The following is a 21,314-nucleotide window of genomic DNA, read 5'->3' as shown; positions in this document are numbered from 1 at the left end:
TATATTGGTAATATAATCATGGTTAATGATTTAATTTTTCCTGATATTTTATTATATTTATTAGATATGGTTGGTGTGATTGCTTGTGCGATCGCAGGTACACTGCTGGCACAGCACAAAGGTTTTGATATTGCTGGCTGTATCTTGGTTGCGATGGTCAATGCTATCGGCGGCGGTACACTACGTGATATGGCGCTAGACCGTCATCCGCTCTTTTGGATGACTGACCTCAATTATGTGATCGTCATCACAGTGACATCGCTTATTTTACAAATATTCTTTCATCTGTATCATAAGATTGATAAGGCATTGAAGCTGTTTGATGCCATTGGGTTGGCGGCTTTTAGCGTGATTGGTTTTAAGATAGCATTGACACAAGATATGTCAGCTATTATCGCTATTATGATGGGGGTTTGGACGGCTATTATTGGTGGTCTGCTACGCGATATCATCTGTAATGAGATACCACTGTTACTTCAACGCGAGATTTATATCTCTGCTAGTATTGTAGGTTCGATCACTTATCTGCTGCTTGATCGTTTGGGTGTAAATGCTGGATTGAATGAATTTATTATGCTGGGCGTTATCTTTGCTGTACGGATGCTAGCATTGCGTTTTGATTGGCACCTGCCTTCTATACGTTTGGTGAAATAAGACCGATATATATGGTTTAAACACTAGAGCGTGTTCTCAATTCAATCGTTTACTTTCTAAGTGGCCTAAAAATAGCTAAATTTTGCCAAACATCGTCAAATAGCTTCTTAATATCTCGATATTATTTGCGCTACTTTCCTTGTTTGACGGCAATTTATCTCATGTTTATCACTATTTTTAAAATGAGGACGCGCCCTAAGCTCTACTGCATTGGCTTATAATAATCAGACAATCATCATACAAACTTAGTGAGACTTGCTCATGCTGGCTATCGCATTGAACCCTTCAGCACTAATCACTACGTTTGACCCACGCTCTCTCATTTACCTTTTTGATATGATTGGTATTATCGCTTGTAGTATTTCAGGCACGATACTGGCAAAACACAAAAATTTCGATGTTTTTGGTTGTTTACTGGTGTCTATTGTCACCGCTATCGGTGGCGGCACTGTGCGTGATGTCATTTTAGATCGCCATCCCCTATTTTGGATGGTGGATATGAGCTACCTGACTGTTATCACCATCTCTTCATTAGTGATGCAAATATTCTTTCACCCCAACTCTAAACGCGTTAATAAGTTCCTCAAACTCTCAGATACTATTGGACTGTCAGTTTTTACCTTAATCGGTATCAAGGTTGCCGATAGTATGGGCGCAAATGTGCCCGTGGCGTTATTACTTGGGGTGATCACCATTATTGTCGGCGGTATCATCCGCGATATGATCTGCAATGAGATTCCGCTGGTGTTGCAGCAAGAGATTTATATTTCGGCAGCTTTGGCTGGCGGCATCCTCTATTTCGCACTACACAATCTGGGTGTGACAGCTTGGATTGCTGACATCGCTACTATGAGTACGATTTTTACCTTACGCATGCTCGCCATTCGTTATGACTGGCAGTTTCCAACCATCGAATGGAAATACTAAAAAAGCGTCAACCTTAAACAAAGTCGACGCTATATTTGCTACTGGTTGAGTATTTTATAATAAGATACTGCCATCATTCCTGTATGACTGCTAAATCCCTTACCATCAACTGTAGACTTTGTTTGCCGTTCCACTCGTTGATGTCTAGCTGAAATAATACATGCACTTTTTCCGCACGATAATCCCATATCTCGCTATCAAAGTTAAAATAAATTGCTTCAATTGGATATTGTACATCAGGGTAACGCAGCGACAGTTTAAGGTGCTTATCTTTTAATATCTTAAAGCTTAAGACTTCAAAGACCCCATCAAATATTGGCGGTGCAAAGCCATGACCCCAAATATTGGCATCAGCTAAGTATTCAGCAAACCACAAGCTAAAGTCACTCGCCTGCAACGCGCCATCAGTGAATTTTTGCTCAGCAAACACCTCATTATCCATCTGTGCCATGACGTCATTAAAAGCCATAACAAACCCATCAAAGCTACGGCGTTTGATCGTTAAGCCTGCTGCCATCGCATGACCACCAAAATGACTGATTAAATCAGGATGGCGCTCGGCAACCTGCTCAATCGCATCACGAATGTGCACGCCAGCGATAGAACGCGCCGAGCCTTTGATAGGGTCATCTTCAGCGGTACGCTCTGTATCCGCGGGCGCAAAGACGATACTTGGCAAATAATGACTTTCTTTTAACCGTCCAGCGACGATGCCGATGACGCCTTGATGCCAATCATCTTGGTATAAAACGATACTGCGTTTACGATTATTATTCGTCTTTTTCTCAGATCTATTTTGAACAATAACATCCCCGCTTTCATGGTTATCCGCCGTAGCCTCATCGTCCATGTCTGTATCCGCAGCGGCTAATGTCTGTACGATGTTATCCGCTTGCGCGCGCATCTCACCTTCTACCTGCCGACGCGTCCGGTTTAACTGCTCAAGCTCTTGCGCCAAACGCTGCGCCGTACCCCAGTCCTCCGTCAACAAACACTCAATACCGATGCGCATATTGTCCATACGACCAGCGGCATTGATACGAGGTCCTAAGACAAACCCAAAATCCTGTGCCTGCAACTGCTTAGGATCTCGTCCTGCTTGTTCAAGGAGTGCCAAGATACCAAGCGAGCAGCGCCCTTGGCGGATAGCCGCCAGTCCATGATGCACTAAAATGCGATTGTTTTTATCAAGCACCCCAACGTCGGCAATCGTTCCTAATGCCACCAAATCCAAATATTGACTCACTTGCACGGTAGATTTACCGGCTTCGCGGCGCAGCTTGGCTAAGCGTCCAAGCACATAAAATGCCACTCCCACCCCTACGAGCGCTTTACTGCTAAAGTGGCAATCGAGCTGATTGGGATTAACCACAGCCTCCGCAGGCGGTGTTTCTTTGGTCGTCAAATGATGATCAGTAATAATCACAGTGATGCCATCGGCTTGCGCACGTGCCACGCCTTCATGGCTTGAGATACCGTTATCGACGGTCACTATCACCTCAGGATGATACTTCTCAATACCCAATTCGACAATTTCTGGTGTCAAACCATAGCCATACTTAAAACGGTCGGGCACTAAAAAGTCAACAACTGCGCCCATTTTTGTAAGCGCACGCATCATCAATGCGGTACTGGTCGCACCATCACAGTCAAAATCACCCACGATAAGGATGCGCTGACCGTCATCGATGGCGACGTCTAATAGACGCACTGCTTCTGTGACACCATGTAGCATTTCGGCTGGCAATAGCGCAGAGAGTTGCGTCTCTAGCTCATCAGGCTGAGTAATGCCGCGACCTGCATACAGGCGGGCAAGCGTCAATGATTGGGCGGCAAGTGGTTGCAGCGCGGCGGGCAACTCGTCGATGCGAGTGCTGGTATAACGGGGGGTTAAGTTTAGCATGTGCATATTCTACTGGCTTTGGCAGAGGGTCACAATGACAATTTTTGGCGGCTTGGTTTATCGTTTTTTGTTGCAGTACATTGTGATAAACCATATTTTAATACTAGCATAGAGTAAACAACTCATACTCTATCCATATAATATGCACAATATTTCATTTACAAAAACGGTGCATAGCGACTGCATTTTTCTGCATTTTGCTACAAAGCAATGATTGTATGCCGCTCAGAAATCCATAAAATAGATAGCAACTAAGATACTTGCTATCTATTGAGATTTTTTATTTTATTTGATTTTTTATTTTAACCATTTATAAGGACGCTTTATGAAAACCACACCACTGGCTGAAAAACTACCAAATACCATTGACCCTAGCTTAGATCTTGAACAAGTAAAAAAAGAATGTCAAAAGCTGGTTAAAAAACGCGCCAAATATTCTGCTGGTGTTGCCATCGTTCCTGTACCATTTTTTGATGTCGCAGTAGATGCAGGTATGCTTACTCAACTATTACCTGACATTAGCGAACGATTTGGCTTACTTGAAGATCGTAAGGCGGCAGTTGATTTAGAATCACGAGCCATTCATTGGGGCGCGCTAAAAGATCGTACTGTTGATTTTGCAGGGTTGATGGCGACACGTGGTATTGTTAAAAAGACCGTACAAGGCTTCGGTGGTCGTATCGCAGCCAAACAAGTAACGAAATTTATCCCATTAGGGGGTCAAATGGTTGCTGCTACAATGGGCTATATGATTTTCAAAAAAATCGCCAATGACCACATCAATGAGTGTTACAAACTCGCAAAAGACATTCAGCAAAAGCAACACGGTAAAAATGTCTAAAACAGTTAAAAAACTGACATTAACTTTATAAAATAAAACCAGCTAAGAGCCATTGCCTTAGCTGGTTTTTTTGTGCTGATTTACGTATATATGGGTTTGAATCGGCTGCTTTGCGCAGAATGCTATTAAGCTAAATAGTATTTACAGTAGAAAATAATAAATACGCTACCCAAACATAGCAATACTTCATGAACAATTCACCTGCCTTATTGATTAAAATCGTTAAAGTAAGATGAATTTTATTTTTGGATTATGGTATGCCAAACTTTAGAGTGGATGGTTATGAGCTCACGTCAACACTGATACTGCTACTAGGTTGCCTCATTCTTTTCATCGCCAGTATTTCGGCGGCGTTTAATGACCGTTTTGATGATTGTTCGTGGGAACACCTCACCACTTGGTTATTTATCGTCGGTGGTTTATTGATGATTGTCGGCTATATTGGTTATAAAACCTATGCGTCTTATCACCCTTATGCGTGGCTGGATTGATAAAGTCAATCCTTTATAAAAAACGGCTTAATTCTGTGCTAGTAGTGGTTAATGATGTCATGCACTGATTTTGCTGATAATATACGACCTGCTTGGAAAAAACACATGTCAACTAGCAAACATCAACTCCTACCAAATGCCAGTTTCTATTAAGCATAAACCTTAAAACCAATAAAAATCTTAAAGGATCAGACCCATGAAAAAAATCTTAATATCAACGGCTATGCTCGCTACCCTCGCTCTATCTGGATGCACAACGACTGGTGGCATGAATAATAATGCAGGTACTGCTATCGGTACTGCAAATGAGATTGGTATGAATGTCTTTAAATCAGCGATTGATAACCAGTGCCGCAGTCAGATTGAAAAGCAAACTGCTTGGCGTGTGGCTAGCGTGGCTATGACCGACACACAACAAGAAGCTGTAAAAAGTAATGTTTGTGGCTGCGTCAGTGAGCAAGCGCCGCAGCAAGTGACACTCGTTGAATTGGGCAATGCTGCTATAGATTCGCAATATCGCACACAGCTGGTCACGAAAGTCGTCGCAAAATCTCTACAAAGTTGCTATACCAGTTTTATGAAATAAACTTGTAATAAGTAACAAAGCACAGTTCTGACAATGTATTTTTGACGTTGATATTAATATTGACACAGGCTGGGTTAGCGATTGCTTAACCCAGTCTATTCGTATAAATTAGGTGTAAATGAAATGGAATTCACTTGATATCAAGGATGACAAATGAAAAGACGTGCGTTTATAAAATTAGGTGGTCATGTTACTGTGGCTGGCACTCTACTGACCCAGCTGAGCGCCTGTTCATCAGACGACGATGAGAATATCCAGGGTGATAAATTGGACGTCTTAGATGACTTGGGTTATCAAGGCGCCTCACCTTTTAAGCATGGTATTGCCAGTGGTGACCCTCTACAGGATAGAGTAATACTGTGGACACGAATTACCAATGACGGCAGTATCAGTGCCACGAGCATCCCTGTTGGCTATACTATCGCAACAGACCCAGAGATGAAAAAAATCGTTGCTCAAGGAAGAGCATTAGCCACCTCTGAATCTGACTTTACTATCAAAGTCGATCCCAAGTCTCTACAGCCCAATACGACTTATTACTATACCTTTCAAGCATTGGGTTATATCTCGCCCACTGGTCGCACTCGTACTATCCCGCAACCAAACTTACCAGCCAGCCAAGTAGACCGTGTGCGCTTGGCCGTGGTTTCTTGCTCGAACTATGGATTTGGCTACTTCAATGGTTATGCACATATCGCTAAGCAAGCCGATATATCAGCCGTACTGCATTTGGGTGACTATATCTACGAATATCAAGAAGGGTTTTATCGTGATCAATCCTTAATAGAAGAACGTCCTATAGACCCCAAAAATGAGATTATTAGTTTAGAAGATTATCGTCGTCGCTATGCCTGTTATCGTACTGATATTGATTTACAAGAATGCCATCGCCAGCACCCTTTTATCGCCGTTTGGGATGATCATGAAATTGCAGATAACTCATGGAAAGGGGGCGCTGGGTTCCATACTGAAAGCAAAGGCAGCTATATAGAGCGCAAGATGTCAGCGGTTCGAGCTTATCATGAGTGGATGCCTATCCGTGATGATAGCAGCAACGAGCTAGACAGCCAGCTGCGGATTTATCGACGCTTCGAGTTTGGTAAATTGTTTGATTTGAATATGCTGGACACACGTATATTTGGCCGTGAAAAGCTTGATGCTACTGCCAGTAATGAGCCTGAACGCCAACTATTGGGACTCGAACAAGAGAACTGGCTTCATCTAAACATGCTGGCAGGCAAACGCCGCGATGCCAAATGGCAGATACTGGGGCAGCAAGTCATTTTAGCTCCATTCAGAGGTGCATCTGCCACCAACTCGGGAGACATATGGAATGGCTACGCCAGTGCTCGCGATCGTCTGCTCAATTTCATTGAAAATAATAATATTGATAATACAGTCGTTCTAACTGGCGACTATCACGCTTCGTTTGCATTTGATGTCTGCAAAAATCCGTTCGATGGGGACAGCTATAATCCAAGCACAGGTTCAGGATCATTGGCTGTCGAATTCGTCTGCCCTGCTCTAACCTCGCTCGCGTTTCCTGAAAAAGGTGCTGGACCAGAAGCCAATCCACATCAGAAGTTCAACAACCAAACTGATCACGGCTATATGCTGTTAGATATCACCGAGCAGGCGTTTCAGTGTGAATGGTATTATACTAATACCTTAAAAACACGAGATGACAGTACTAGATTTGCCAAAAGCTTGCTCACTCAAGCACAGGCGAATCATTTAATAGAGGGTGAACAATCTCGCCCTATCACTAACGTCGCTGTATTAGCTGCTGCAAATAAAGCTGTCGGGGTGAAAATATAAGTATCGTTAACTGCAGTAGATACTTAAAGTATCAAAGTAACGTTCATTGAGAATGAAAAGTAAAAAGGGTGCGTTATAAATAACGCACCCTTTTTATTGCTAAGTCTTTATACCATCCGCTTATCTTATTAACTTGGCTTAGAACTTGTTTTTGTCAACTGGATTCTGTGACAGCGCTGCTGTAAAAGGCAGTATTTTACTGCGGCTAAAATACTTAGAAGAGCTATCAATAATCTTATCTACTTCTTTGATCAACTCATTAATAACGTCATCATAAACGCCATGATATAGTTCAGTTTCGAATGCCGTAAAGGGATGCTTACGTGATGCCGAGCCGACCTCTGTCACGCCTTGCTTACTATAAAAAATATCGACTCGACCATCACTGTTGAGTACACAGTTTAATACTCCGCCCTCCAGCTCCATCTCTACTCTCTCAGGCATAAAAATATAATCATCTACATTGATGAGTTTTTTTTCTACTTCTCTCTTAAAAAATGATTTGATATCAAACATGGATATATCCCTGGCCTTAAAATTACAATATACGTTAGCACGACTGATTTTATGACTATCACCAAGCATTCAACTGCATGCTTGTTCGTTCGTGCTTTATGAATCAATACTATAAGATGACGTGATATTTTTTAAGACAGGATATGTAAAACTGCGTTTGATGTTGGTAAAAATAGAATATTAGCTGTGGCTTCTTTATCCTATTGCAATAAGCAAAAGAAGTCGCAAACTAGGCAACTTTCCTTTTCTAATGATGAAACTACTCTATCTGGCTTAATCACACCCAGCCTTTTTCACGAAACGATTTCAACACCTCAACAAACACTGCCATCTCATCAGGTCTGCCAAGCGTCAAGCGATTAAAGCCAGTGATAGGCGCAAACTCGCGACCAACAGCGATGCCATGGTCGCACATTCTATCGATATAGGTTTGTACATCGCCCTTGATTTCGTGAAATATAAAGCTGGCTTGTGATGGTAAGTAGCGTAGTCCAAGCTCATCCAGCGTCTGCTCAACCAGCTGACGCGATTGATTGGCAGTATGCAAACTCAACGCCAAAAACGCCTCATCATCCAAGGTTGCTATCGCAGCGACAGCACCAGACAGATTGGTATTATCTACTGAGATAAACGCCTCTAGCTCAGTAATCATTTGCGGACTGGCAACCGCATAGCCGACACGCATACCCGCTAGCGCACACAGTTTGGAGAAAGTCCGAACCACGATAATATTGTCTGAGCGCTGCTCTCTTATCCACGCAATCCCACTCTCAAAACTTGGGTCAGTGACATATTCTGAGTAGGCTTCGTCTAGCAAGAAATAATGATGGTCTGGTGCCGTTCCTACCCACGCTTTTAACTCATCTGTGTCAGTAATCGTCGCTGTAGGATTGTTGGGATTGCAGAGATAAAATAAGCTTATACCATCAAAATCATCAGCCACTTTTTGCATATTTTGTAAATCAAAAGAATAGCTTTCAGGCATCAGTGCTACTTTTACCACGGGCACATTGATAGATGTTGCATATAGTTCCGCATAAGCAAAGGTTGGGTGCGGCACAATTACTTGAAAATTTCTGCCTTCCCTTAACGCTTTGTTTTGCAGCATTTGTACGACGGTGCGGATATTCTCACTGGAGCCGCTGCCTAGAGATATTTGACTTTCAGTCACGTCATTAATTTTCGCAACCTTAGTGATTAAGGCTGCACGCTGGTCATCTGGATAACGAAAGCCGATATCTAAAGCATCGATAACCGCTTTTTTGGCAGAGTCTGCCATACCCAGTGAGTTTTCGTTAGAGTTTAATGCTATTAATGGATTGGTAAGCACAATAGTAATACGCCTAATTGATACCCATACCAAATATGCGATGAATAATGTCAAACTCGCTCAGCCAGCAGACGTAGCACTTGCGCTCGTCTTTTTTGCTACTCTGATTATTTAGTAGGGTTTATATATGGATGGTGAGATGCATTCGGATAATAATGGTTATGGTAAGTGGCATTTACCCTGATTACAAGCGCTCTGAGCGATGAAACTCGTTAGCAGCTGTTATGAGTAAGATGCTCACTTATTGATAGTGTCCGTTAAATAAAAAATAGCCACCCTATAGGCAAATCACTTTGCTAATACTAGGGCGTGTCCTCATTTTAAAAATGGTGATAAAAATCAGATAAATTGCCGTCAAACAAGGAAAGTAGCGCACATAATATCGAGATATTAAGAAGCTATTTGACGATGTTTGGCAAAATTTAGCTATTTTTAGCCCATTTAGCAAGTAATCGATTGAATTGAGGACACGCGCTAGTCTTGCTAGTTTATCGATATTTCAAATTAGCAGTTTTCTAATGTACTACTTAGACCCAGCCTTTTTCACGGAACAGCTTTAATACTTTAATAAATGCTGCCATCTCATCAGGCGTGCCAAGCGTCAAGCGATTGAAGCCTGTAATAGGTGGAAACTCGCGACCAACTTTGATGCCATGGTCACGCATTCTATCGATGTATGTTTTTAAGTCACCTTTTATTTCATGAAAAATAAAATTGGTCTGTGAAGGTAAATAACGCAATCCAAGGTCATCTAACACTGTCTCAATCATTTGGCGCGACTGATTGGTATTGCGCAAACTTAGCGCTAAAAACTTGGCATCATTTAACGTCGCAATAGCAGCAACCGCACCTGACAAGTTGGTGTTGTCCATAGACATAAACGCTTCGACACTCTCAATAGCTTGCGGGTTAGAAACTGCGTAGCCCACTCGCATACCTGCTAAGGCACATAACTTTGAGAAAGTATGGATAACAATAAGATTGTCTGATAACCCTTGTTTCACCCACTCAATCCCACTTTCAAAGCTTGGGTCTGATACGTACTCCAAGTAAGCTTGGTCTAATAAAAAGTAATGGCTATCTGGTGCATTACTTACCCAATTTTTGAGCTTTTGCGTTGATGTAATGATGCCCGTTGGATTGTTCGGATTGCAAATATAAAGTAGGCTGATGCCATCAAAATCGTCAGCTGCTTTTTGTAGTTCATCAAAATCATAATCATAGTTTTCAGCGGTTAGTGGTATCTTGACCACAGGCACGCCAATGGAATTTGCATACATCTCTGCACAATCAAACGTTGGTACAGGAATCACCATTTGAAACTGTCTGCCCTCTTTTAATGCTTTATTTTGCAACATTTGTAAGGTAGCTCGAATATTTTCAGTCGAGCCATTGCCTAATGAGATTTGGTTTTCTGCCACACCATGGATGGTGGCGATTTTGCTAATGAGCGCCGCGCGTGGATTATCTGGATAACGAAAGCCCTCACCTAAAGACTCTATAATGGCTTGTTTGGCAGAATCTGACATACCTAGTGAGTTTTCATTCGCATTTAATTCTAAGAATTTATTATTTTGCATGATGGATTATATGCCTCAACGTCCGTTGTTATAAGTTCATATTGCTCATTGATATTATATTAAGGGGCATTTGGTATAAACACAAGTTTTGATATAACCAATTATTAGTTATTAATTTACACCTATGAAGCCCTTCCTTTTAATCCTAATATTAGTTCAACTCAACACAACAGACAGGCATTTTTTGTCACCTATACTGCTATGAAAAATAGGACGCAAATTACCAAAAAAATGCTTTCAAGCTATGATCGTTCAGCCTTTTGATTCTCTGCATAAATATCAGGTGCAGCTTCAAATACTAGCCAGCCTTTCTTCATCCAACGCTCTACAACTTCCTTAGAAACAATGTGAATTAAGTTAGCTAACGGTTCATGAGGATCATTTTGGAAACACCAAACTCTTAATTTCACATTGGGTAAGTTTTCATCAGCATTCATCTCAAACACAGCTTTAATATACTCTGCATCTGAATCAGCTAAAGAATGACCCCAAAAGATAACTTCATAAGGCACATCACTTAGAGATTGACCCAATACACGTTTAATATTTAGATCTTCATGGTCAAGGAATTGGTAGTCAGTATCATTAATTAACTTTTGATGAGTTTTAACAAAACCATAAACTTTATATTTTCTAAGACGTTCATCCTCCAGATCACTTATACCTAATACAATTTTACGACTGTTAGTGCTGCCATGAACATATTGAACCTTATCAATAGTCAATAATTTGACATCAGAGTACAAACGTTCAAATGAGTTAGAGTAATTGAAAGTAAATATTGCTTGTAAGTTCTTATTCAAATCACCAAACCTTACAAACTCATTTATTGGCTCAAGCTGATTTACTACTAGCATGATATACATCTTAAAAATATCGTTAAAGCCATCTAAATGACTCAATATTTTTTTAATACTTTATTTCCTTCAAACTCTAAATAACTATCAGAGTACTTTTTTAGAAAATTTATATCTATAACGTTTTTAAACGATTTTTTAGCAACCCTTCTCCCATACGATGAATCACGTTCTCGGAGCTCTTCAAACTCTTCTTCAAGAATTTTATTATATTGAATACTACTGACACCAAAACCATTCGGATTATGTATATCTTCAGCTTTATAATACATATCAGTTATAAGCTGGAAATTACTTAGCGTATTTTGTACAAACATCTTTTGTAATTTAAAATTATCAAAAAATTTTTGACTGATTTGGCGATAATTGCCAGCTAGTACATCTGTATGTTTTATAGTTAAATTACGACTATTACTCATGTTAGGAAGATATATTTGTACTCTATCTGAGAAGTACCCGATGGTTTTATCATCAAAACTTATCTCAAACAAATCACACATTTTTACTAGTAAACTTTCGATTTCGTTCTCAAAATCAATCCATGTATCTACATCGGTCAAATGATGCTTAAAATGCTGAAACCAACCATTATTTATTAACTTCTCTTGCAAATCATTTACAGTATCAATCGATAACCTCAAATCATCTGTTTTATACAACTCCTTAGTCTTGCTAAAAAACTCTTTGTCTCTATTGGAACACTCACCTGAGATATATTTCTGAAACAAGTCATCAAAACCAAGTTGTTTTTCTTCTTCGCAAGATTCCACAACCATCATTGCATCCATAAAATGCACATAAGCAGTTGGTAGATAATGTGCTAAATCAAAGCCATTACCCAGTACAAATATTCTTTTAGTGTCCAATTTTTATTCTCCTTTTTATAATCCAAAAAGAAGGCGAGCTAACTATCTGTTAACCCGCCTACTGTTTTTATATTCTAAGCCTTACCATCTAAATCAAATGCGCCTTTAATTCAAGCACTTTATCTCTCGTTTTCGCTGCATCCTCAAATTTCAAATCACGCGACATCTGCTTCATGAGCTTTTCAAGACGATTGATTTCTTTCGCCAGCAAATCAGGACTGCGTAAGATACTAATATCGACATCAGGTAGATTGCTCTTGATAGGAATCACTTGATTGTCATTGGCATTCTGATCGTCACCCGTATCGATTTTATCAGTAATACTGCGACGCGCCCCTTTTGGTGTGATGTTGTGTTCAAGGTTAAATGCCACTTGTTTTTCACGGCGACGGTCGGTCTCGTCTATCGCCTTTTGCATACTGTTGGTAATACGATCAGCATAAAGGATAGCCTTACCATTGATATGGCGCGCAGCACGACCGATGGTCTGAATAAGTGCACGCTCAGAACGCAAAAAGCCTTCTTTATCGGCATCAAATATCGCGACCAATGACACTTCTGGCATATCTAACCCTTCACGCAATAGGTTAATACCGACCAACACATCATGCACGCCTGTACGTAACTCATGAATGATCTGCATACGCTCAACGGTATCGATGTCCGAGTGCAGATAGGCAACTTTGACATCGTATTCTTTTAGATAACTGGTCAAATCCTCTGACATGCGCTTGGTCAACGTGGTAATCAGCACGCGCTCATCTTTTTCTCGGCGCTTGGTAATCTCTGATAACACATCATCGACCTGCGTCAATACAGGACGAATCTCAATCTCAGGGTCAATCAAACCCGTTGGACGGACGACTTGTTCAACGACTTGCTCGCTGTGTTCAAGCTCATACAATGCAGGCGTAGCACTGACATAAATAGTCTTAGGCTTGATACGCTCCCACTCTTCAAACTTCATCGGACGATTATTCATAGCACTTGGCAGACGAAAGCCATAATTGACCAAGTTCTCTTTACGTGATCTATCGCCTTTATACATTGCACCAATTTGCGAAACAGTGACATGTGACTCATCAAGGAATAACAACGCATCCTCTGGAATATAGTCAAATAAGGTCGGCGGCGCTTCCCCTGATGGACGACCAGACAGATGCTGCGAGTAGTTTTCGATACCATTACAGTAGCCAAGCTGTTGAATCATCTCAAGGTCATACTGAGTACGCTCTTTAAGACGCTGTGCTTCAATCAGTTTATTGTTTTCGCGGAAATACTCCAAGCGCGGTTCAAGCTCAGCGCGAATGGTATGACTGGCAGCTTCCAGTTTATTGCGCGGCGTCACATAGTGTGATTTTGGATAGATAGTAATACGTGGCACACTACGTACCGTCTTACCCGTTAGAGGATCGAACCACGTGATTTTCTCCACTTCATTGTCAAATAAATGCACACGTACCGCCAGCTGCTCAGACTCAGCAGGATAAATATCTAACAGCTCGCCACGCAGCCGATACGTACCGCGTCCAAAGTCTAGCTCATTGCGCGTATATTGCATTTCAACAAGACGTTTGATGGTAGCAGTGCGATCAATTTTGTCGCCAACGACCACATGTAAGAGCATTTTTAGATAGCTTTCTGGATCACCCAAACCATAAATGCACGATACCGAGGCGACGATAATTGCATCACGGCGCTCTAGGAGTGCTCGCGTCGCTGACAGACGCATCTGATCAATATGGTCATTAATAGCGCTGTCTTTTTCGATAAAGGTATCACTCGCCGCGACATAGGCTTCCGGCTGATAGTAGTCATAATAACTGACGAAATACTCAACAGCATTGTTTGGAAAAAATGACTTAAACTCACCATATAACTGCGCGGCAAGCGTTTTGTTATGCGCCATAATAATGGTTGGACGCTGCGTCTCAGAGATGACCTTTGCCATGGTATAGGTCTTACCTGAACCCGTCACTCCCAGTAGTAACTGCTCATCCATACCAGAATTAATACCGTTGACGAGCTTTTCAATCGCTTGCGGTTGATCGCCTGCTGGCTCAAATTCTGTGACCATCTCAAAGGCACGACTCGATATTTGCGTCCCTGACGCATTAACACCACTAATTTCAGCTTCACCTTGGAGCTGAGTGGCCAATTGATTTAACTGACGCGACGAGCGCGGTTCAGGCATTCGCATAATGGCTTTCTTCTTCTGAAGGTTTATTACAATGTGGGGTCTAAGCTAGGGTTTTTAAAGGTAATTAAGGGTTTTATGTTGTCATCTTCTCTTACAATATTAGCATCTAGATATGACGTAATACGCCCTATTTATAACGAATAAATAGTACCTTCGTTATAAAAAACGCACACAGCATCCGCTAAATTTACAAAGCTTTTCATGATTAACAAACTCATTACACGACCACCTAATAAAGCCTAACGCTTGAGGCTTTCAATCTTCATTTAAGCTGCTATTATTTATAACGAATCAACAAGTAGTTCATTAGTAAGATACCAATAACAACAAATGAGATTTTCATTAAAATAATACACATAATGGAGTAGAACATGAGAGAACGTTACGCAAGTGGAATAGATGACGCAACCGCAAAGAAAATGATCGACTTATTGAACGCTAATCTAGCGAATCTCATTGATTTGAGTATGGACAGTAAGCAATGTCATTGGAATTTGCAAGGTACTGGCTTTATCGGTGTTCATCAGTTATTAGATGATACTTATGGTCGCTTGACTGAAGCTTATGATACGGTCGCTGAGCGTATTGTTATCCTTGGCGGTAAAGCCAATGGTATCTCTAAACGCGTCGTTGAGGACTCTATCCTCGATACTTACCCTACTGATATCACTGAAGTCGATCAGCATGTCCGTGAGCTTACCAATCGCTATAAGACTATCGCAGCCTCATTACGCGAAGGGATTGATGCTGCTGGTGATGCCGGCGATGAAGATACCGCTGACTTATTAACGGAAATAAGCCGTACTGTGGATAAAGATGCATGGTTCATCGGTGCTAATGCGCCAAAGAAATAATATCTTTATATCTAAACCAGTTATACTAATAAAACAGGTATATCAATAAGACAGTCTATATCAGCAAAAAAGGTCACTTTTATAGTGACCTTTTTTGTGTGTATTAATTTCTGTGTAATAACTTTAAGATTCGCGCTCAGAAACGGGCTTTAAAGTAGCTAAATTGTCAGTTATTAGCTGTCAGTTAAAAAACACCTTGGATTATTTGTTGCATCTGCGGTAAAAGCTCATCCAGCTGCGCCTCTGTCTCACTGGTATCCTCAGGCAAAGATTGCTTTAGAAATGCTGCTGTAATCTGTGGCTGTTTCGACAAGATACTTTGACCCATCACCGTATCATAAAAATCAATTTGAGCATCAACTTCCGCTTGCGTATAGTAAGTTTTTGCTGAATTAATATATGCTTGCGTCAACGTCTGCTTGTCAGTGGTATCGCCGATAGTATTGGTCATTATCTTGGCATATTGACCTAGCACTTTTTGAATCTGCTCTTGTAGCGCCTGTTGACGTTTATTTAAGTTACCATCACCTACTGACTCAGTACGATTTTGCGTTTGTACGTTGATGGCATCGATAGCCGCTTGTTGCCCGTTAACGATAGATTCTATTTGCTCATCAATGTGCATCACTTCCATCAGCTTAACGATAGACGTATCTGTTGGGGAAATATTATTCATAAAAGCGGTATTGTTAATAGAAGCGGTATTCGCACTTATTCTATTGATACTTACTGTCTGCTGTGAGCAGGCTCACTATGAATTACCAGCTCAGCCTGTGCTTGAGTCAGACTGGCTACTGCGCTAATAGTGATAACTGTCATACTTAATGAGCGAACCATGAGTGAACGCCCAACAGAGCTCTCTATAGCAGACTGAAGACTTAGTTTCATGTTAGTTTCTCTTTATCAGGCATCTTGATTATAACTATTGGGTAAGCTCAAAGTTTCAGCATTGGGTACAGATAATGTCAGGATAGCTTCCTGAAATAAAGGATTGGCACGGAACTGACTTTCAATAATTTCGAATTTTTGGGCAATCTCTTTTTCTTTTTGATTGCCAGCGATATCGACTGCTGCCACCATAAATATCTTTTTGGGTCCCACCCACTCCAAATGTAAGTACGACACACTATCGATATCTGGATGATTGAGTAACTCGGTCAATGCATAGCCATGTATCCTCTCTGATACTTTATAACCGACCAAAAAGTCACGGTTACGGCTAATTAAAAAAATGGCTACCGCACCTAATAATATTCCGACAATGATGGAGCCGAGCGCATCCCAAAACGGCTGTCCCGTATAAGCATGCATACCCATGGCAGCAGCAGCGACAACCAAGCCAATGACAGCTGCCAAGTCTTCAAAGAATACACCACGTAAAGTTGGGTTTGACGTATCGACCACATAGCCAATGGCGCTGACATTTATCGCTTCACCATGCTTTTTGCTTTGTAAGTAAGCTTGCCCTAACGAAAACCCTTCGAGCACAAACGCAATCGCCAATACAATAAAACCGATGGTATAGTTAGTCTCGCTTTCCGCAGCATTCCACTCGGTGATACCGGTATAAATGGAGACAATCGAACCTGCCATAAAGACACCAAAAGCGGCTATCATCGACCAGACATAAGCTTCTTTGCCATAGCCGAGGGGATGGCTTTCATCAGCAGGTTTGATTGCCTTTTTCTCGGCCACAATTAATAAAGTACCGTTACCTGCATCTGCCCACGAATGCGCTGACTCTGCGATCATAGAAGCAGAACCCGTCATAAATGCTGCTACCGTTTTGGCAATCGCAATGATAATATTGGCTCCAACGGCAATTAATACCGTTACCAATGAAGCGGAATGCTGCTTGTCTTTATTGGTGGTCGACTTAGCAGAATCGTCTAATACAGAGTGAGAATTACCATCAGAAGTGCTGTCTTTAATGAGCGTGCCAGCACCCCGAGCACGGCTACTACGCGGCGCTGGCTGATGAGAAATAGGAGTGTGTGACTCGGCTTCCGATGGTTTTAAGCTCATAATAATCTCGATAATATAGGCTTCTTGAACGCAGGTATTGACATATTTAACCAGATTAATAGACCGTATATTGAAAGCCGTTTAACTAACTACACAAGGTCTGTTTTTCTTAACGATCATGAGAATTAGCCAGCTCACCAACCATATCCCCGATATCACAACTGGGTCGATGTGAACTTTCCAGACGCAGGTTTTTACGCTCTAGTGCGGCATCAGCGCGGCATTGCTGCATGGGATTTTTGATATCAAGTGGCGGCGCAGGTGTGGGCTTGCCATTATCATCGATAGCGACCATCGTAAAATAGCAGCTGTTGGTATGGCGTACAGTACGGGCTCGAACGTCTTCTGCTTCGACGCGAATGCCGACCTCCATTGAAGTATTTCCCACATAATTAACACTTGCCGCAAAGGTAACCAATTCGCCAACATATATAGGCTCACGAAACATCACTTGGTCAACAGACAGCGTCACCACATAATTGCCGCTATAGCGACTGGCACAAGCGTAAGCGACTTGATCGAGCATCTTAAGCAAATCACCACCATGCACATTGCCAATAAAATTCGCCATATCAGGCGTCATGAGTATCGACATATATAACTCATGATTTAATGGGGCTTTCTTGGCAGTCGAGCTGGTATTGGATTGCGGCATAAAAATCCTTGAATGATTTAGGGCGTGTTGATAGTAAGTATCATTTATACAGCAGCTCACAAGAGAGCACAAACGGCACTCTGTCATTGAATGGTCTAGGTTATGTAAACCTTAAACTATTTAACTTTAGCTCAACCAATGAAAACGATAAGCAAGCCAAGCAACAATGGCGCTCACTGAACCTGTCAAGATACCGCCCCAAGCAAAATCAACCAACGCTGTATCTAGTGTAAAACCTTTGTACAACGCTAAACTGGTAAAGTCATAAGTACCGTAGGCCATCAGCCCTATCAAGCCGCCAAGCAAGAATATATGACCAATCGAAGCGCCTGCTTTGATTTGTGGATATAAAATCAAGACACAGAGAGCCAGTAGATAAAACATATAGAACACGCCAGCAGCAATCATGTTTGGCTCATCGGCAAGCAGATGCCCGATACGCTTTTCGTAAAATAAGCCCGTCATGGTCTTGAGCCAAACTGCGTCAATACCCAAAAATATAAGCACAGCAGCCAGATATATAAATACATAACCCATAACCACATCCTTTTAATTAGCGTTTTTTAATCCCAGCTTGTTTCCCTAACTGCTTGTTAAGTCAGTGCTTGTTAAGACACTGCCTATTGAAACACAACTTGTTAAGACGCTATGTTTCGTTTGGAGGCGTCTTCGCCATCACTGTTAACATTACCGCTTTCATGAGAATTCATAATATCGTGAATCAGGCGGCTGCTTTGCTCATCGGTGAGAGTGTCATGAGAAGACAACTCAGAGAAATGCATCACATCAATATTGTCAGGCTTCACTGCAGTCAACTGTACCACGCCGATGGTGCGCTCTAAAAACCCACCTTCACAATAGCAAAAGTAAAAATCCCACAAGCGAATAAAGGCATCATCATAACCAAGCCCCTTAATTTCTTCACGCTGTGCCATAAACGCCGCACGCCAATCGCGCAAGGTATGAGCATAGTCAAAACCGTAATCATGTAGCTGCTTGATGACCATGTCGGTTTGTTCCGTAAACTGTGTATTTAGCTCTTGATTAGACAACAAACAACCACCAGGGAAAATGTGCGTTTGGATAAAATCGACTGAATTAACATAATCTTGGTAGTTTTGATCGTTAAAAGTAATCGCTTGCAGCACCATCAGCCCTGTGGGTTTGAGCAAGCTATTACATTTGGCAAAAAACGTCGGTAAGTACTCGTGCCCAACGGCTTCAATCATCTCGATACTGACCAGCTTGTCATACTGCCCTGTCAGCTCACGATAGTCTTGCTTCAGCAGGGTAATTTTATCAGACAGCCCTGCCGCATCGACTCGGCGCTGCGCCTCATCATACTGGGCGTCAGAGATGGTCGTCGTCGTTATGTGACAGCCATAGTGTGTGGCGGCATAAATAGCAAAACCACCCCACCCTGTGCCAATTTCTATCACATGATCATCAGGCGTCAATTGTAATCGCTGGCAAATGAGCGCCAGTTTATGCTGCTGTGCTGCGCTCAGTGACACATCAGGTGTACGATATACTGCCGCTGAATACATCATCGTATCATCCAAAAACCGCTGATACATATCATTGCCCAAATCATAGTGCGCTAAAATATTAGACTTGGCACCAGACTGATCATTGCTACGTAGCCGATGCTTCGCTTTTTCAAACGCCTTACTCACACCCGCAAAGCGATTTTCTAACTTATTCAACACCGCCAAGTTACGCGCTGCCAACCGAATCAGCCCGGTCAAATCGTCCGTATCCCACTCACCATTGATATAGCTGTCTGCTAGCGCAATAGAGCCGCCAAGCAACAGCTGCCTATAGACAGTAGGATCATGAATCATCAAGGTCACGTGTAGTGAATGGCGACCCACTGCCGAACTGCTCGCGACACTATCGGATACTTTACCGAAGCTAACGGTATTAGGTGCTTGCTCATCGAATGCTTCGACTATAGTCAGGCTACCAAACTGGATATGCGCTAATGCGCGGAAGATGAGTTTTCTTGCCAATTGATTCATTCCCGCACTGACGGGCTGAAAAATGGCGCTCTCATTGACGACTTTACTCATCTGTGCAGTCAATTTTCCTAATATCGAAACGGGTGCTCGGTCGGTTGGTCGTGCTGACATCGTATATTCATCCTTGTTTAAATGCTCTATGCTTAAGCGTTACGCTGATAAATTTCTATGGCTGATCGTTAGCCCTTCAACTATCCAAGAATATCTTTTGGAGTCGGTGCTTTGTTCTGTTGGCTATCGGCCAGTTTTTCATCATAATGAATATAAGGCACTTTTTTAATCGCATAAAGCTTGAAAGCATGCCAATAAATACGGGTTACAGAAGTCATGTTCATTAGCGGGTTTTTTCGCAAGCTATTGCGAATCGTTGTGGCGGTCATTGGAACGCCAGCCATTTTTATACCCGTTTTTAATACCTCACCGCGCTCATCGCTGATATCGATAGCAATACGAACTTGCAAGCAATTATCCGGCTGCTTTTTTACCTTAACCTGCCAACGATATAGCTGATCGATCGGGTTAAAAGGTGAGACATGAAAATCTTTATTATGACAAAATTCAGTATTCGCACCATTGAGTGTAAACCCATAATAATGGCGCTTATCCCATGGTGTATTAGAGACTTCAGCCAATAAATGCGACGGTATCTGCTGCTCATCGAAACCTAAATAAAAATTGACTGGACTAAAATATATACCCGCATTGCGGCAAACGAGCATTCCAATAATATCGCCTGTTGGCGCACTATCCGTTTGCTCAGTAAATGCTTGGTTTAAGCGATGATTAAGTGCTTGAACAGAATTTGAACGACAATTATCCTGCTTATCATTCATTAAGTAATTACTTAGGCTATTTGACTTTTGTACAGGTAGACCTTGTAAGTAATCATCAGGACAAAACTGCTGCAAGGCTTTTTTCTTTGCTGAAAATAATGGCAATCCTTTGACCAGACGCCCTTTTGAAAGCAACCTTTTTAAAAGCTTATTTTTGCTACTCATACCTGTACTTACTTCAGGAAGCTCCAGCTCTTTAGCCAATGCGCTGATATTGATGCCCCAATAACGGTATGGATACGCAAATTTATGTACACTTGGCAGTAACCGACTGTGCCAAGTCGTCCCATGGAACAACTGATGGGGTAACAGCTTATTAGGCGTGCCGGTTTCAATAGACATATCACTCTCTTCAAT

21 protein-coding genes are annotated in these 21,314 nt (G+C 41.7%); 7 read left to right on the top strand and 14 right to left on the bottom strand.

Annotation, left to right across the window (positions count from 1 at the left end):
* Positions 1-18: 18 nt before the first annotated feature.
* Complete coding sequence (locus I3257_RS01875; RefSeq protein WP_201539950.1) at positions 19-654, top strand: trimeric intracellular cation channel family protein; 636 nt, start codon at positions 19-21, stop codon at positions 652-654.
* A gap of 261 nt (positions 655-915) precedes the next feature.
* Positions 916-1,581, top strand: a complete 666-nt coding sequence (locus I3257_RS01870; protein ID WP_045445303.1) for a trimeric intracellular cation channel family protein — start codon at positions 916-918, stop codon at positions 1,579-1,581.
* A 73-nt stretch (positions 1,582-1,654) separates the two neighbouring features.
* Here I3257_RS01870 and recJ read toward each other — a convergent pair whose 3' ends face one another.
* On the bottom strand, positions 1,655-3,484 hold the full coding sequence (gene recJ / locus I3257_RS01865) for a single-stranded-DNA-specific exonuclease RecJ (RefSeq protein WP_238048641.1): 1,830 nt from the start codon (positions 3,482-3,484) through the stop codon (positions 1,655-1,657).
* Between the two features lie 325 nt (positions 3,485-3,809).
* Between recJ and I3257_RS01860 the strand changes: the two genes are divergently transcribed.
* The 4 genes from I3257_RS01860 (at position 3,810) to I3257_RS01845 (ending at position 7,220) form a co-directional block, all read left to right on the top strand.
* Positions 3,810-4,325, top strand: coding sequence for a hypothetical protein (locus I3257_RS01860; RefSeq protein ID WP_055123847.1), 516 nt, complete (start codon positions 3,810-3,812; stop codon positions 4,323-4,325).
* Between the two features lie 257 nt (positions 4,326-4,582).
* A complete protein-coding gene (locus tag I3257_RS01855) occupies positions 4,583-4,816 on the top strand; it encodes a hypothetical protein (protein WP_238048640.1) in 234 nt (77 codons plus the stop codon).
* A gap of 196 nt (positions 4,817-5,012) precedes the next feature.
* A complete protein-coding gene (locus I3257_RS01850) occupies positions 5,013-5,402 on the top strand; it encodes a hypothetical protein (protein WP_045451282.1) in 390 nt (129 codons plus the stop codon).
* Positions 5,403-5,555: 153 nt separating this feature from the next.
* Positions 5,556-7,220 (top strand): alkaline phosphatase D family protein, encoded by a 1,665-nt coding sequence (locus I3257_RS01845; protein ID WP_238048639.1) that lies wholly within the window; start codon positions 5,556-5,558, stop codon positions 7,218-7,220.
* A gap of 138 nt (positions 7,221-7,358) precedes the next feature.
* Here the strand turns inward: I3257_RS01845 and I3257_RS01840 are convergent, their stop codons facing one another.
* The 6 genes from I3257_RS01840 to uvrB form a co-directional block, all read right to left on the bottom strand.
* Positions 7,359-7,736, bottom strand: coding sequence for a hypothetical protein (locus I3257_RS01840; RefSeq protein ID WP_201560109.1), 378 nt, complete (start codon positions 7,734-7,736; stop codon positions 7,359-7,361).
* A 277-nt stretch (positions 7,737-8,013) separates the two neighbouring features.
* Positions 8,014-9,066 (bottom strand): histidinol-phosphate transaminase, encoded by a 1,053-nt coding sequence (locus I3257_RS01835; protein WP_238048638.1) that lies wholly within the window; start codon positions 9,064-9,066, stop codon positions 8,014-8,016.
* A gap of 527 nt (positions 9,067-9,593) precedes the next feature.
* Positions 9,594-10,646, bottom strand: coding sequence for a histidinol-phosphate transaminase (locus I3257_RS01830; RefSeq protein WP_238048637.1), 1,053 nt, complete (start codon positions 10,644-10,646; stop codon positions 9,594-9,596).
* A 242-nt stretch (positions 10,647-10,888) separates the two neighbouring features.
* Positions 10,889-11,503, bottom strand: a complete 615-nt coding sequence (locus I3257_RS01825) for an AbiH family protein (RefSeq protein WP_238048636.1) — start codon at positions 11,501-11,503, stop codon at positions 10,889-10,891.
* Positions 11,504-11,544: 41 nt separating this feature from the next.
* Positions 11,545-12,369, bottom strand: a complete 825-nt coding sequence (locus tag I3257_RS01820; RefSeq protein WP_238048635.1) for an AbiH family protein — start codon at positions 12,367-12,369, stop codon at positions 11,545-11,547.
* A gap of 88 nt (positions 12,370-12,457) precedes the next feature.
* Positions 12,458-14,569 (bottom strand): excinuclease ABC subunit UvrB, encoded by a 2,112-nt coding sequence (gene uvrB, locus I3257_RS01815; protein ID WP_025652097.1) that lies wholly within the window; start codon positions 14,567-14,569, stop codon positions 12,458-12,460.
* Between the two features lie 371 nt (positions 14,570-14,940).
* Between uvrB and dps the strand changes: the two genes are divergently transcribed.
* On the top strand, positions 14,941-15,423 hold the full coding sequence (dps, locus tag I3257_RS01810; protein ID WP_201581658.1) for a DNA starvation/stationary phase protection protein Dps: 483 nt from the start codon (positions 14,941-14,943) through the stop codon (positions 15,421-15,423).
* A 184-nt stretch (positions 15,424-15,607) separates the two neighbouring features.
* Here dps and I3257_RS01805 read toward each other — a convergent pair whose 3' ends face one another.
* From I3257_RS01805 to I3257_RS01775, 7 genes are all read right to left on the bottom strand, one after another.
* A complete protein-coding gene (locus tag I3257_RS01805; RefSeq protein ID WP_238048634.1) occupies positions 15,608-16,099 on the bottom strand; it encodes a DUF2059 domain-containing protein in 492 nt (163 codons plus the stop codon).
* Between the two features lie 50 nt (positions 16,100-16,149).
* A complete protein-coding gene (locus tag I3257_RS01800; RefSeq protein WP_238048633.1) occupies positions 16,150-16,311 on the bottom strand; it encodes a hypothetical protein in 162 nt (53 codons plus the stop codon).
* Positions 16,312-16,326: 15 nt separating this feature from the next.
* Positions 16,327-17,448: a cation diffusion facilitator family transporter gene (locus I3257_RS01795; protein WP_238048632.1), complete on the bottom strand. Its 1,122-nt coding sequence runs from the start codon at positions 17,446-17,448 to the stop codon at positions 16,327-16,329.
* A gap of 109 nt (positions 17,449-17,557) precedes the next feature.
* The gene (locus tag I3257_RS01790) at positions 17,558-18,103 is read right to left on the bottom strand and encodes an acyl-CoA thioesterase (RefSeq protein ID WP_238048631.1); all 546 of its coding nucleotides are present in this window, start codon (positions 18,101-18,103) and stop codon (positions 17,558-17,560) included.
* Between the two features lie 126 nt (positions 18,104-18,229).
* Positions 18,230-18,640: a DUF2177 family protein gene (locus I3257_RS01785; protein ID WP_060491490.1), complete on the bottom strand. Its 411-nt coding sequence runs from the start codon at positions 18,638-18,640 to the stop codon at positions 18,230-18,232.
* A 101-nt stretch (positions 18,641-18,741) separates the two neighbouring features.
* On the bottom strand, positions 18,742-20,235 hold the full coding sequence (locus tag I3257_RS01780) for a cyclopropane-fatty-acyl-phospholipid synthase family protein (protein ID WP_238048630.1): 1,494 nt from the start codon (positions 20,233-20,235) through the stop codon (positions 18,742-18,744).
* An 80-nt stretch (positions 20,236-20,315) separates the two neighbouring features.
* On the bottom strand, positions 20,316-21,299 hold the full coding sequence (locus I3257_RS01775; RefSeq protein ID WP_238048629.1) for a DUF1365 domain-containing protein: 984 nt from the start codon (positions 21,297-21,299) through the stop codon (positions 20,316-20,318).
* Positions 21,300-21,314: the final 15 nt, after the last annotated feature.

Source organism: Psychrobacter sp. Ps7 (assembly GCF_022129225.1).
Classification (GTDB): Bacteria; Pseudomonadota; Gammaproteobacteria; order Pseudomonadales; family Moraxellaceae; genus Psychrobacter; species Psychrobacter immobilis_A.
The sequence above is the reverse complement of the archived record's forward strand: the minus strand, read 5'-3'. Positions and strand labels throughout refer to the sequence as shown.

Bases quoted from the DNA above. Each gene is read 5' to 3' on its own strand.
- I3257_RS01875 (WP_201539950.1), top strand. From the start codon at position 19: ATGGTTAATGATTTAATTTTTCCTGATATTTTATTATATTTATTAGAT.
- I3257_RS01870 (WP_045445303.1), top strand. From the start codon at position 916: ATGCTGGCTATCGCATTGAACCCTTCAGCACTAATCACTACGTTTGAC.
- recJ (WP_238048641.1), bottom strand. From the start codon at position 3,484: ATGCTAAACTTAACCCCCCGTTATACCAGCACTCGCATCGACGAGTTG.
- I3257_RS01860 (WP_055123847.1), top strand. From the start codon at position 3,810: ATGAAAACCACACCACTGGCTGAAAAACTACCAAATACCATTGACCCT.
- I3257_RS01855 (WP_238048640.1), top strand. From the start codon at position 4,583: ATGCCAAACTTTAGAGTGGATGGTTATGAGCTCACGTCAACACTGATA.
- I3257_RS01850 (WP_045451282.1), top strand. From the start codon at position 5,013: ATGAAAAAAATCTTAATATCAACGGCTATGCTCGCTACCCTCGCTCTA.
- I3257_RS01845 (WP_238048639.1), top strand. From the start codon at position 5,556: ATGAAAAGACGTGCGTTTATAAAATTAGGTGGTCATGTTACTGTGGCT.
- I3257_RS01840 (WP_201560109.1), bottom strand. From the start codon at position 7,736: ATGTTTGATATCAAATCATTTTTTAAGAGAGAAGTAGAAAAAAAACTC.
- I3257_RS01830 (WP_238048637.1), bottom strand. From the start codon at position 10,646: ATGCAAAATAATAAATTCTTAGAATTAAATGCGAATGAAAACTCACTA.
- I3257_RS01825 (WP_238048636.1), bottom strand. From the start codon at position 11,503: ATGCTAGTAGTAAATCAGCTTGAGCCAATAAATGAGTTTGTAAGGTTT.
- uvrB (WP_025652097.1), bottom strand. From the start codon at position 14,569: ATGCGAATGCCTGAACCGCGCTCGTCGCGTCAGTTAAATCAATTGGCC.
- dps (WP_201581658.1), top strand. From the start codon at position 14,941: ATGAGAGAACGTTACGCAAGTGGAATAGATGACGCAACCGCAAAGAAA.
- I3257_RS01805 (WP_238048634.1), bottom strand. From the start codon at position 16,099: ATGAATAATATTTCCCCAACAGATACGTCTATCGTTAAGCTGATGGAA.
- I3257_RS01800 (WP_238048633.1), bottom strand. From the start codon at position 16,311: ATGAAACTAAGTCTTCAGTCTGCTATAGAGAGCTCTGTTGGGCGTTCA.
- I3257_RS01795 (WP_238048632.1), bottom strand. From the start codon at position 17,448: ATGAGCTTAAAACCATCGGAAGCCGAGTCACACACTCCTATTTCTCAT.
- I3257_RS01790 (WP_238048631.1), bottom strand. From the start codon at position 18,103: ATGCCGCAATCCAATACCAGCTCGACTGCCAAGAAAGCCCCATTAAAT.
- I3257_RS01785 (WP_060491490.1), bottom strand. From the start codon at position 18,640: ATGGGTTATGTATTTATATATCTGGCTGCTGTGCTTATATTTTTGGGT.
- I3257_RS01780 (WP_238048630.1), bottom strand. From the start codon at position 20,235: ATGTCAGCACGACCAACCGACCGAGCACCCGTTTCGATATTAGGAAAA.
- I3257_RS01775 (WP_238048629.1), bottom strand. From the start codon at position 21,299: ATGTCTATTGAAACCGGCACGCCTAATAAGCTGTTACCCCATCAGTTG.